Below are 11,816 nucleotides of genomic sequence, written 5' to 3'. Positions count from 1 at the left end.
GGCCCACGGGGGGAGGGGGGCAGGGGGGTCATCGTCGTGCCTCGTTGCTTCGTCCGGCGAAGAGCTGGCGGATGCGGTCCTCGAACGTCTTGAGCTTCTTGCCCACCGTCTTGCGCGAGAAGCCCGTCTGGGCGGCCACCTCGTCCTGCGTGTAGCCGTCCAGGTAGTGGAGCACGCCGATGGTGCGCGTCTTGCCATCCAGGGTGCGCAGCGCGGCGCCGAGCAGCGCGCGCCGGTCCGCGTCCTCCGTGGACCCGCCGCCGTGCTCCTCCAGGGCCGCCAGCTGCGACTCCTCGGCCACCGGCTCCCGGCCGCGCTTCTCCATCAGGTCGAAGCAGCAGTGCGCCGCCACCGTGTAGAGCCACGCCAGCGTGGCCCCGCCGTCCTTCGGCGGCCCGTAGCGCTTCACCCGGAGGAACGTCTCCTGGAGCGCGTCCTCGGCGTCCTCGGGCCGGCGGACCAGCTGCATGCAGCGCCGGTGGACGAGGAAGCCGTAGCGCTCGTAGAGCTCGGCCAGCCACGCGTCATCCATGGCGCGTGCCTCCTCCAGGTGGGGCCTTCCAGGCGGTGTGGCTCACAGCGGTGTGCTCCTTCAGGGAAGAAGACCGCCCGACCGCCGGAAAATGGGAACCCCCTTTTTTCAGCACGGCCGGGACGGAACTCCGACACGGCCCCACAGCATCGGGCAACCCGCCCCGGGGGAACAGTCACTTCGGGAATGGGTTCCGGCGGCGTTATTTCCAGTTGTTCTGTTGCAACCGGGTTTCAGTGAAATCCATTGTGCGGCGTGTCATTGCTCTCCAGGGCCCGGAGTCCCTCGGAAGTTCCGCTCTGCGAAACATAGACAATGAAATCACGGGCCAATTCCGCTCAGCGAAATGCAGTCAAATAATTCGAGAGGGATTACTTCTCAAGCTCACACGTCTGTGTCTAATGTGCCGCCACAATTCCAACGGGGAGGGTGCGAATGCGACGGCTTCTTGGCGGTCTGCTGGCGGCAGCTCTCGGTCTGACGGCGTGCAAGAAGGAAGAACCCGCGGCGCCGAAGTCTGAAGGCTCGCAATCGCAGTCTCAGCCTGTATCGGACATCAAGGCAGACAAGGGCGTCGACCTGGAGAAGAAGGTCGTCTACATCGGCGCGCTCAACGACGAGAGCGGCCCGGGCGCGGCCATTGGCAAGCCATTCGCCGCGGGCAAGCGGCTGCTGGTGCGCCAGGTGAACGCCGGCAACAGCGGCCTGCTGCCGGACGGCTGGAAGCTGGAGCTCGTCGAGCGGGACCACGCCTACAACCCGCAGAACGCGGTGCAGGCGTACAGCGACATCCACGACCAGGTGCTCTTCCTGGGCACCAGCTTCGGCACCCCCAACACGCTGCCCCTGCGCGACAAGCTGGCGGCGGACAACATGGTGGCCTTCCCCGCGTCGCAGTCCTCGGAGATGGCGCGCAACCAGTTCACGCCGCCCATCGGCGCCTCCTACAAGATGGAGGCCATGCGCGCCCTGGACTGGGCCGTCGAGCACGCGGGCGGCGCGGACAAGGTGAAGGCCGCCATCGTCTACCAGGGCGATGACTACGGGAAGGACGGCATCGAGGGCTGGACGGAGGCCGCGAAGCACCAGGGCGTCACCGTCGTGGCGCAGCAGACGGTGGCCCCGGGCCAGAAGGACTTCGCCGCCATCGTCACCGCGCTCCAGCAGTCCGGCGCCAACTACGTGCTGCTCACCGTGCTGCCCAGCGCGTCCGGCCCCATCCTCGGCACCGCCGCGCAGCTCAAGTACATGCCCACCTGGATTGGCCAGACGGCCACCTGGGTGGACCGCTTCTTCGACCCGAAGGTCATCCCGCCCCCCGTCTTCACGAACTTCTACTGGGTCACCGGGCTCACCTATTGGGGCGACAACGTCCCGGGCATGAAGGACTTCGTCACGCTCCACGGCCAGTACCAGGACGTGCCGAAGGACTTCTACACGCTGTCGTCCTACGTCCAGGGCCGCGTCCAGGTGGAGGCGCTCAAGAAGGCCCTGGAGTCGAAGGACGTCACCCGCGCCGGCTACCTCAAGGCGCTCAAGGGCATCACCTCCACCACCGCGGGCGGCATGGCCGCGGAGCCCATCGACCTGTCGCGCTTCCCGTACCAGACGGCCGTCTCCGTGCGCGTGCTCAAGCCCGTCATGGACCAGGGCACCTGGAAGGTCGTGTCCGACTACACGAAGCCCAAGGCGCTGGACGCCGGCGCCGCCAAGGCCGCCGAATGAGCCCGAGCAGTCCGCCCCTCTTGCAGGTGCAGAACCTGCAGGTCGTCTACCACTCGGTGGTGCGGGCGCTCCGGGGCATCTCCCTGGAGGTTCCCCAGCAGGGCGTGGTGGCCCTGCTGGGCCCCAACGGCGCCGGCAAGTCCACCGCGCTGCGCGCCATCAGCGGCCTGCTGGATTTGCACGACGGGACCATCACCAAGGGCAAGATTGAAATGTCCGGCCAGAGCCTCCTGCGCCTGCCCGCCGACGAGCGGGTGCGCGAGGGCGTGGTTCAAATCCTCGAGGGTCGCCGCATCCTCGGCGAGCTGTCGGTGGAGGAGAACCTGCTGGCCGGCGGCTTCGGCATGGGCGCCCAGGCGCGCGCGGAGCTTGTCGAGTCCGCCTTCACCCGCTTCCCGGTGCTGAAGGAGCGGCGGCGGCAGAAGGCCGGGTACCTGTCCGGCGGCGAGCAGCAGCTGCTCGCCATCTGCCGCGGGCTGATGCGCAGGCCCAAGGTGCTGCTTTTGGACGAGCCCTTCCTGGGGCTGTCGCCGAAGGCGGTGGGCGAGGTGTCGGAGCTGATTCAGCGCATCAGCGCCGAGGGCGTCTCCGTGCTCCTCGTGGAGCAGAACGCCATGGTGGCGCTGCGGCTGGCCACCTACGGCTACGTGCTGGAGACGGGGAAGGTCGTGCTCGACGGCCCCGCGGACCGGCTCCGGGACGACCCGGACGTACAGGAGTTCTACCTGGGCTTCGGACGCGAGGGTCAGCGCGGCTACCACGAGCTGAAGCGCTACCGCCGCAAGCGTCGCTGGCTGTCGTGAGGGTTGAGGCATGGCACTGCTCGAGCTCGACAACGTAGGCCTTTCCTTCTCCGGCGTGCGGGCGCTGGACGGCGTCACCTTCTCCATCGAGGCCGGCGCGCTGCACGCCGTCATCGGCCCCAATGGCGCCGGCAAGAGCAGCCTCTTCAACTGCATCAGCGGCATCCATCGCCACATGGAGGGTCAGGTGCGGCTGGAGGGCAAGGAACTCCGGGGCGTGGAGCCCACGGAGATTGCCCGCCTGGGCGTGGCGCGCATGTTCCAGAACCTCGCCCTGTTCGAGCACCTCACCGTGCTGGAGAACCTGCTGCTCGGGCGCCACCAGCGCTACACGTCGGGGCTTTTGGGCAACCTGTTCTGGACGCGCACGGCGCGCGCGGAGGAGGTGCGGCACCGCGAGAAGGCGGAGGAGGTCATCGACTTCCTCAACCTGGAGCACTTCCGGTGGATGCCCGTGGCGGTGCTGCCCTACGGCATCCGCAAGCGGGTGGAGCTGGGCCGGGCGCTGTGCATGGAGCCCAAGCTGCTGCTGCTGGACGAGCCCACCGCCGGACTCAACCAGGAGGAGACGGAGGACATGGCCAACTACCTCATGGACCTCCGTCATGAGCTGGGCGTGACGCAGGTCCTCATCGGCCATGAGCTGCGCTTCGTCATGGACCTGGCCACGCAGGTGACGGTGCTGGACCGCGGCCGCGTCATCGCCAACGGACCGCCGTCCACGCTGCGCAACGACACCCGCGTGCTGAGCGCCTACGTGGGCGGGACGGTGGCGGCATGAACGCGGCCCTTCCCATGACCCTCCCCGCGCAGCTGTGGAAGCACGCGGAGGAGCGCCCCAACGCCGTCGCCATCCGCGAGAAGCGCCTGGGCATCTGGCGGGAGATGTCCTTCCGCGAGTACCTGGAGCACGTGGGCCAGGTGGCCCGCATGCTGTGGGAGCTGGGCGTACGCGCGGGCGACTCGGTCGCCATCATCAGCGACAACCGCCCGGAGTGGCTCTTCGCGGACCTGGGCACCCAGGTGCTGGGCGCGCGCACTGTGGGCGTCTACCAGACGAACCCGCCGCCCGACGTCGCGTACGTCCTCAACGACGCCCGCTGCAAGGTCGTCATCTGCGAGGACCAGGAGCAATACGACAAGGTGGCCACGGTGGCCGCGGAGACACCCTCCGTCGAGCACGTCATCGTCATCGAGCCGCGCGGCCTGCGCGGCGTGCAGGACCCGCGGCTGCGCACGTGGGAGCGCTTCATGGAGGAGGGCCGGGCGCTGGCGGCGCGGGAGCCCGCGTGGCTGCGCGAACAGCTCGCCCAGCGCAGCCCGGATGACGCGGCGATGGTCATCTACACCTCCGGCACCACCGGCAACCCCAAGGGCGCGCTGGTGTCCAGCCGTAACATGCTCCAGGGCTCGTCCACCTTCGTGGCGCAGATGGGGCTGACGCCCGAGGACAGCGTCGTCTCGTACCTGCCCCTGTGCCACGTGGCGGAGAAGCTGTTCAGCCTCCTGCTGCCGCTCACCGTGGGCGGGAAGGTCCACTTCGGCGAGGCGCTGGAGACGGTGCAGACGGACGTGGCGGAGGTGTCTCCCACCGTGTTCCTGGGGGTGCCGCGCATCTGGGAGAAGATGCACGCCAGCGTGACGGTGAAGATGCGCGACGCCTCGTGGCTCAAGCGCACCCTCTTCAACACCTTCACGAAGCTGGGTGCCCGGATTCGCGAGCGCGAGCGCAACGGCCAGAAGCGCTGGTGGGACGGGCTGGCGTGGTTCGTGGGGGATTTGCTCGTCTACCGGCCCCTTCAAGAAAGGCTCGGCCTGCGCCGCTGCCGCTACCCCATCTCCGGCGCGGCGCCCATCTCGCCGGAGCTGCTGACGTGGTTCGACAGCGTGGGCATCCGCATCTACGAGGGCTATGGCCAGACGGAGAGCGCGGGCACCAGCCACGTCAACGTGCCCGGCGCCACGAAGCTGGGCACCGTGGGGCGCCCCGTCCCGGGCGTCGAGTGCCGTCTCGCGGAGGACGGCGAGGTGCTGGTGCGCGGCTCCAACGTCTTCCTCGGCTACCTCAACCGGCCGGACGCCACCGCCGAGGTGCGCGGCGAGGACGGGTGGCTGCACACCGGCGACATCGGTGAAATCGACGCCGAGGGCTACCTGCGCATCACCGGCCGCAAGCGCGAAATCCTCATCACCTCCGGCGGGAAGAACCTGTCCCCCGAGCGCATCCAGAACACGCTGAAGAACAGCCCGTACATCAAGGAAGCGGTGGCCATTGGCGACCGGCGCCCGTTCGTCTCGGCGCTCATCCAGATTGACGCGGACACGGTGTCCGACTGGGCGCTGCGCCGGAGGATTGCCTTCACCTCGTACACGGACCTCACCACGCAGCCCGAGGTCCTCAAGCTCATCGAGGAGGAAGTCGCCCGCGCCAACGAGGGGTTGGCCCGCGTGGAACAGGTGCGCGCCTTCCGGCTCCTCGCGCGAGAGATGACGCAGGACGCGGGCGAGGTGACGGCGTCCCTGAAGGTCCGGCGCAAGGCCGTGCTGGAGCTGCATTCCCACCTGGTCGAGTCGATGTACGCGAGGAAAAGCGAATGACGCAGCTGCTCCAGTTGAGCATCTCGGGCCTGGCGTTGGGGGCGAGCTACGCGCTCATCGCGCTGGGCTTCTCCGTGGTGTTCCGCGCCTCCCGCCTCTTCAACTTCGCGCACGGCGAGCTGCTCAGCCTGGGCGCGTTCCTGATGACGGCCCTGGTGGACGTGCTGCCGTGGTGGCTGGCGCTCCTGGCCTCCGCGTGCCTCACCGGCGGGCTGGCCGCGCTCCTGGAGCGCACGGTGCTCCGGCGCATGGTGGGCCGCCCCGTCTTCACCACCATCATCCTCACGCTGTTCCTCGGGCTGCTGCTCCGCGCCGCCATCGTCATCGCCTTCGGCACGGACACGCGCGGCATGCCCACGCCCTGGGAGTCCATGGCGGAGGTGCAGGTCGGTAACGCCACCGTGCTGCTGTCGTCACTGGTGTCACTGGGCGCGACGACGGCGGTGCTCGTCCTCCTGCACGCGCTCGTGCAGCGAACGCCGCTCGGGGTGGCGATGCGCGCGGCGAGCGAGAGCCAGGAGGTGTCGCTGGCGCTGGGCATCCCCGTGGGCCGGGTGCTCGCCTTCACGTGGTTCCTCGCCGGAGCGACGGCCGCCGTGGCCGGCATCTTCCTGGGGATGTTCCCCCGCTCGGTGGACTCCAACCTGGGCTACGTGGCGCTGCGCGCCTTCCCCGCCATCATCGTCGGCGGGCTGGAGTCGGTGGTGGGCGCGGTGGTGGCCGCGTTCATGCTGGGGCTGCTGGAGGTGCTGTCCCAGGCGTACGTCAACCCGCACCTGGGCGCCTTCGGGCACAACTTCCACGCCGTCTTCCCCTATGCGGCCATGATTCTCTTCCTGGTCGTCCGGCCGCGCGGCCTCTGGGGCGAGCACGAGGTTCGCCGGGTCTGAACTCCCGCGAGACGACACCATGCCAACCCGCCCATTGGTGACCCGCTACGAGGACGACCTCAAGCTGCTGCCCGGCCTGTGGCACAAGGCCGGCGCGGTGCTGGGGCTCGCCGTCGCCCTGAGCTACCCCTGGATTGTCAGCACGCGCTGGCTCACCGTCGGCAACCTGGGGCTGGTGGCCATCGTCGGCGCCGCCGCGCTGATGGTGCTCACCGGCTTCGCGGGGCAGGTGAGCCTGGGCCACGCGGCCTTCCTCGCGCTGGGCGCGTACACCGTCGCCGTGCTCGGCGTGAAGCTGGGCTGGCCCTTCTGGCTGGCGCTCCCCCTGGCCGGCGGCGTGTCCGCCTTCGTCGGCGTGGTCATCGGCGCCTTCGCGCTGAGGCTCAAGGGGCTCTACCTCGCCATCGTCACGCTGGGGCTCGTGTTCCTCACGCAGCACGTGCTGCTCGCGTACCCGGAATTGACGGGCGGGCTGAGCGGCACGTCCGTGCCCATGTACTGGTGGTTCCGCGGTGAGTCGGGCAGCGCTCCGTCGGTGGGGGAGACATGGATGCTCGGGTCCGTCGTCCTCGGCTTCGAGCGGAAGCTCTACTTCATCTTCCTGCTCGTGGCCGGCGCCACGGTGTGGCTGACGAAGAACATCCAGCGCTCCAACAGCGGCCGGGCGATGATGGCGGTGAGGGACCAGGACCTCGCGGCCGAGGTGCTCGGCGTCGCGATTACGCAGGCGAAGCTCCAGGCCTTCGGCGTGTCGTCGTTCCTCGCCGGCATCGCCGGGGCGATGTTCGCCTTCCAGCAGCAGTACGTCACCGTCGAGCCGCCCTTCGACCTGAACCTGTCCATCCAGTTCATCGCCATGATTGTCCTGGGCGGGGTGGGCAGCGTCTTCGGCGCGGTGAGCGGCGCGCTCGCCTTCACCTTCCTGAGCCCGCTGGCGGAGACGGTGGGGCACTCGATTCCGCTCATCAACCAGCTCACCTCCGCGCAGCAGTCGACGGTGCTGCTGTCCATCATCGTGGTGCTCGTGCTGGTGCTGGAGCCCATGGGGCTGTTCGGCGTGTGGCTGCGGGTGCGGCGGTATTTCCAGGCGTGGCCCTTCCGCTACTGAAGGCCCGCCCTTTCACGACGTATTTCGAGGAGGGAGACCCAACATGAAGCGCGCATTGCTCGCAGTGCTGTTCGTGTCACTTCTGTCGGCGACCGGCGCCCAGGCCCAGCAGGCGGACTTCCGGGACTACGAGGCGGGCTTCTACGTCCCGCACCGGGGCATCATCGCGCACACGTACCTGCGTCACGTGTCCGCGTCGAGCGACCAGCGGGACTTCTCCCAGATGCAGGCGGCCTTCCGCGCCACGTACGTGCTCAAGTTCGGCGAGCTCGTCGTCGTCCCCTTCGACGTGAGCCTGCCGGTGGTGGACGTCACCGTGTTCCAGGCCAACCCGGCGTCGCCAGCCGCGCCCAAGACGGCGCTCCGGGCCTCGGGCGTGGGTGACATCACCTACATCCCCACGGTGGGCTACGGCTGGGTGCAGGACGCGGAGACGCGCACGCAGACGTGGGTGGCCCTCACGCCCTACGTCACCCTCCCCACGGGCCGCTATGACAGCAACCGCTTCGTGAACGTGGGCAGCAACCGGTGGACGGTGCGCCCGCAGCTCGTCCTCGGCCAGCGCTTCCTGAAGGCCTTCACGGCGGAGATCATGGCGAACGTGGGCTTCCACGGGGACAACGATGAGTTCCTCGCCCCCGTCGGGACGGAGGTCGCGAAGCTCAACCTGAGCCAGGCGCCCTCGCTCGGCGGCGTCCTCGCGCTGGGCATGGACCTGTCGCCCACCTTCTTCACGGGCGCGGCGTACTACATCGACGCGGCCGGCAAGCGCACCCTCGACACGCCCGTGGGTGAGGTGGAGGTGTCCCCGCGGCAGACGGTGCAGTCGCTGCGCCTGACGATGGGCATCCGCCTGGAGAAGGCGTCCACGCTGATGCTCCAGTTCCAGCCCGACATCGCCGCCTCCGAGGGCGTGGCCAAGGGCCAGTTCGTCGGCGCCCGCTTCGTGCACGCCTTCTTCTGAGCGGCTGTCCCGCCCCGGCCGGTGACGTGAGGGTTCGCCGACCGGGGCGTCCCAATCCTGGGATGGGGGCGGTCCAAGTCCACCCATATTGAAGATTTACGGTTTTGACGTACTGTTTCCGGACATCCTTTTCAGGTGTCAGGAGACGCAGATGCAGTGCCCGAGCTGTGGGAGGCAGTGTTCGACGCAGGCGAAGTGGTGCATCGGTTGCCGCTACCGCTTCGATGGAGCTGCTCCCGGAAGCGCCCCGGTGGAGGCCCCGGCCGTGACGGAGGCCCCGGCGCGCGGAGGCCTCTCGGGCGCGCTGATGGTGGTCGGCGTCCTGGTCCTCGTGAGTGGCGCCGGGCTGAAGCTCTACTCGGACCACCAGGAGCGCAAGGAGGCCGAGGCGGCCGCCGTTGCCGCCGCCGCCCAGGCCCCGGCGAAGTCCTCCGACGAGCGCTACGCCGAGCACGTGGCGGGCATCATGGCCAGGGAGGCCCGGAAGAAGGAGCTGGGGAAGCTCCAGCCGACCTTCTCCAGCAGCGCGCCGACCATGGATGAGGCCCGCAGGAAGCAGCAGGCGGAGCTGCTGGAGGAGATCAAGAAGCAGCAGAAGCCCCTCGAGCTCGCGCCGGCTCCCGGGCGGTAGCACCGCTGACGCACCGGGCCAGGAACCGCCCACGCAATCGTTCCGCGCGGACCGCGTATTCTACATTGTAGTAACCTGGTCCAGTCAGCGAACGAGGTGCGCGTGCCGCGGTCCAACCCGAGGAGTGGAGGTCCCCCAGTGGCCCCCCGTCTGCCTCTGGCGCTGCTGCGCGCGTGGCTGCCGTACGCCGAGCGGGACGAGGTGATTGCCGAGCTGTCCGCCGAGTTCGCCGTCCGGGAGGCCCGGGAGGGTGGCCGGGCCGCGCGCGCGTGGCTGTGGCGGCAGGTGCTCGGCTCGGTGCCGCCGCTGGTGAGGCGGACACTCTCCCGCGGTTGGACCGGCTTCGAGCCGGCCTCCAGCCGTCTACGCCCTGGAGGCCCCCCGATGGAGAGCTTCATCATGGACCTGCGGTACGCGGCGCGCCGGCTGCGCATGCGTCCGCTGTACGCGCTGCTGGCGGTGCTCACCCTGGCCATGGGCGTGGGCGGGACGGCGGCGGCCTTCGGGCTGGTGCGCGGGCTGCTGATGACGCCGCTGCCGTACCCGAACGAGGAGCGGCTGGATTTGTTCTGGTCCGCGGGCAACTGGTCCGAGGCGGAGTACGTCCACCTGTCGCCAGACTGGTCCGGCTACGGCGCCGTCGCGGCGTTCCGGGACAAGGAGACGCCGCTGCGGCGCGGGCCGGACGCGCCCCTCACCCTGGTGCAGGCCGTCTCGACGACCGCGACCCTCTTCGACGTGCTCGGGGTGCGCCCCGCGCTCGGCCGTGCCTTCGAGGAGGGCGAGGACCGCCCCGGCGCCGCGCCCGCCGTGGTCATCAGCCACGGACTCCACGCGGAGCTGGGTGGGCAGGCGTCGCTGGTGGGGAGCACGGTGGACATCGACGGCCGGCCGCACACGGTGGTGGGAGTGATGCCGGAGGGCTTCTGGTTCCCGGACCCCACGGTGCGCGCCTGGGTGACGGAGCCGATGAACCCGGAGGACCGCTCCGGCAACTACGCGCTGGTGGGGCGGCGCGGGCCGGGGATGGATGGCCCCGCCGTGGACCTGGCCCTGAAGCGCATCGCCGCGCGGATGAAGGAGCGCTTCCAGTACGCGGAGGCCTGGGACAAGTCCCGCTCTCCGTCGGTGACGCCGCTGCGGGAGCACCTGGTCGGGCCGCTCCAGGCGCCGCTGCTGGCGACGCTCGTGGCCATGGGCGTGCTGCTGCTCATCGCGTGCGCCAACGTGGCCGCGCTGATGCTGGGGCAGGTGGACAGCCGCGCCACCGAGCTGGCCGTGCGCATGGCGCTCGGGGCGGATGGGCGGCGGATGACGCAGCAGCTGTTGGCGGAGGCGCTGCTCTTGGGGCTGGCCGCCGCGGGGCTCGGCTCCGTCATCGCGGCGCAGGGCTTCCGTCTGCTCACCGAGGCGCTGCCGCTGGGTCCGCTGGCCCCGCGAGGCGCGCTGGACTGGGGCGTGTTCTTCGCGGCGCTGGTGCTGGCGCTCGTCGCGGCCATGGGCGTGGCGTGGCTGCCGGCGCGCTCGCTGCGCAGGTCGGACCCGCAGCGGGCGCTGGGGCGCGCGCGGACGGGCGGCATTGGCGCGCGGGGTGGGCGGACGGAGGGCGTGCTGGTGGTGGGGCAGGTGGCGCTCGCGGTGCTGCTGACGGCGGGGGCCGCGCTGCTGGTGCGCTCGGTGGCGAACCTGCGCGCCATCGACTCGGGGCTGGACACCGGCCGCGTGGCCATCCTGGACGTGGTGATGGAGGCCACCGTCGAGTGCGCGGCGCGGCCGCGGGTGCTGGCCGAGCTGGAGCAGGCGCTGGCGACGCTGCCCGGCGTCCGCTCGGTGGGTGTCACGCAGAAGCTGCCGCTGCGCGGCCGGGGGGAGGACTGGGGACTGGCCATCGAGGGCAAGCCGGACCTGCCCGCCTCGTCCACCTACGTGCGGCTGGTGTCGCCGGGGTACTTCGAGGCCGTGGGCATCCAGCTGGTGGACGGCCGCTTCCTGAGCACGCAGGACCGGGCGGACACGGAGCGCGCGGTGGTCATCAACCGGGCGCTCGCGAAGAAGTACTTCCCGGGGGAGAACCCGCTGGGCCAGCGCATCAACACGGGGCTGGAGGGGCTGGAGCGCATCGTCGGCGTGGTGGAGGACGTGGCCGAGGCGGGGCTCACCGACGGCGCCGTCCCGGCGCGCTACATGCTGCATGAGCAGGTGTCGGTGATGACGATGACGCGGCAGACGCTGGTGCTGCGCGCGCAGCCGGGGCAGGACCCCGCGGCGCTGCTGGAGGCGGCGCGCAAGCGGCTCGCGGAGGCGGCGCCCTCGGTGGCGGTGCATCGCGCCACCACGCTGGACGCGGTGTTCGCGCATGCCATCGGCCCCGCGCGGCAGGTGATGTCGGTGCTCACGCTGCTCACGGCGCTCGCGGTGGTGCTGGGCGCGGTGGGCGTGTACGGCGTCACCGCGCACTTCGTCCGCCGGCGGCAGAGGGATTTGGGCATCCGCATCGCCCTGGGCCTGCGCCCGTCGCGCGTGCTGGCGCAGGTGGTGGGGCGGGGTGGGGCGCTGGTGCTGCTG

10 protein-coding genes are annotated in these 11,816 nt (G+C 70.2%); 9 read left to right on the top strand and 1 reads right to left on the bottom strand.

From position 1 onward, the window contains the following. Positions 1 to 28 precede the first annotated feature (28 nt). Positions 29 to 532: an RNA polymerase sigma factor gene (locus HG543_RS44830; RefSeq protein WP_169351096.1), complete on the bottom strand. Its 504-nt coding sequence runs from the start codon at positions 530 to 532 to the stop codon at positions 29 to 31. A 435-nt stretch (positions 533 to 967) separates the two neighbouring features. On the opposite strand from HG543_RS44830, the gene HG543_RS44825 reads away from it, so the two are divergent. The 9 genes from HG543_RS44825 to HG543_RS44785 all read left to right on the top strand — a co-directional run. Next, positions 968 to 2,257, top strand: coding sequence for an ABC transporter substrate-binding protein (locus HG543_RS44825; RefSeq protein WP_169351095.1), 1,290 nt, complete (start codon positions 968 to 970; stop codon positions 2,255 to 2,257). Next, a complete protein-coding gene (locus HG543_RS44820; RefSeq protein WP_169351094.1) occupies positions 2,254 to 3,060 on the top strand; it encodes an ABC transporter ATP-binding protein in 807 nt (268 codons plus the stop codon). The genes HG543_RS44825 and HG543_RS44820 overlap by 4 nt, the downstream gene beginning before the upstream one ends. A 10-nt stretch (positions 3,061 to 3,070) precedes the next feature. After that, entirely contained in the window at positions 3,071 to 3,841 is a 771-nt protein-coding gene (locus HG543_RS44815) for an ABC transporter ATP-binding protein (protein ID WP_169351093.1), read from the top strand. Continuing rightward, positions 3,838 to 5,658 (top strand): AMP-dependent synthetase/ligase, encoded by a 1,821-nt coding sequence (locus tag HG543_RS44810; RefSeq protein ID WP_169351092.1) that lies wholly within the window; start codon positions 3,838 to 3,840, stop codon positions 5,656 to 5,658. Before HG543_RS44815 ends, HG543_RS44810 begins: the two co-directional genes overlap by 4 nt. Continuing rightward, entirely contained in the window at positions 5,655 to 6,548 is an 894-nt protein-coding gene (locus HG543_RS44805; protein WP_169351091.1) for a branched-chain amino acid ABC transporter permease, read from the top strand. Before HG543_RS44810 ends, HG543_RS44805 begins: the two co-directional genes overlap by 4 nt. A 19-nt stretch (positions 6,549 to 6,567) precedes the next feature. After that, positions 6,568 to 7,656: a branched-chain amino acid ABC transporter permease gene (locus HG543_RS44800; protein ID WP_169351090.1), complete on the top strand. Its 1,089-nt coding sequence runs from the start codon at positions 6,568 to 6,570 to the stop codon at positions 7,654 to 7,656. A gap of 43 nt (positions 7,657 to 7,699) precedes the next feature. Then, positions 7,700 to 8,620: a transporter gene (locus HG543_RS44795; protein WP_169351089.1), complete on the top strand. Its 921-nt coding sequence runs from the start codon at positions 7,700 to 7,702 to the stop codon at positions 8,618 to 8,620. 265 nt (positions 8,621 to 8,885) lie between these two features. Further along, positions 8,886 to 9,251 carry a hypothetical protein gene (locus tag HG543_RS44790; protein WP_169351088.1) on the top strand — a complete coding sequence of 122 codons (366 nt, stop codon included), beginning with the start codon at positions 8,886 to 8,888 and terminating at the stop codon, positions 9,249 to 9,251. A 138-nt stretch (positions 9,252 to 9,389) separates the two neighbouring features. After that, the coding region (locus tag HG543_RS44785) for an ABC transporter permease (RefSeq protein WP_169351087.1) at positions 9,390 to 11,816 on the top strand (2,427 nt) is incomplete at its 3' end.

Origin of the sequence: Pyxidicoccus fallax, from assembly GCF_012933655.1 — a bacterium.
Taxonomy (GTDB): Bacteria; Myxococcota; Myxococcia; order Myxococcales; family Myxococcaceae; genus Myxococcus; species Myxococcus fallax.
This window is presented reverse-complemented; position numbering and strand designations above follow the sequence as displayed.

What these genes read in the sequence shown, in the direction of transcription:
- HG543_RS44795 (WP_169351089.1), top strand. Translation starts at nt 7,700, where the DNA reads ATGAAGCGCGCATTGCTCGCAGTGCTGTTCGTGTCACTTCTGTCGGCG.
- HG543_RS44830 (WP_169351096.1), bottom strand. Translation starts at nt 532, where the DNA reads ATGGATGACGCGTGGCTGGCCGAGCTCTACGAGCGCTACGGCTTCCTC.
- HG543_RS44810 (WP_169351092.1), top strand. Translation starts at nt 3,838, where the DNA reads ATGAACGCGGCCCTTCCCATGACCCTCCCCGCGCAGCTGTGGAAGCAC.
- HG543_RS44820 (WP_169351094.1), top strand. Translation starts at nt 2,254, where the DNA reads ATGAGCCCGAGCAGTCCGCCCCTCTTGCAGGTGCAGAACCTGCAGGTC.
- HG543_RS44800 (WP_169351090.1), top strand. Translation starts at nt 6,568, where the DNA reads ATGCCAACCCGCCCATTGGTGACCCGCTACGAGGACGACCTCAAGCTG.
- HG543_RS44825 (WP_169351095.1), top strand. Translation starts at nt 968, where the DNA reads ATGCGACGGCTTCTTGGCGGTCTGCTGGCGGCAGCTCTCGGTCTGACG.
- HG543_RS44815 (WP_169351093.1), top strand. Translation starts at nt 3,071, where the DNA reads ATGGCACTGCTCGAGCTCGACAACGTAGGCCTTTCCTTCTCCGGCGTG.
- HG543_RS44805 (WP_169351091.1), top strand. Translation starts at nt 5,655, where the DNA reads ATGACGCAGCTGCTCCAGTTGAGCATCTCGGGCCTGGCGTTGGGGGCG.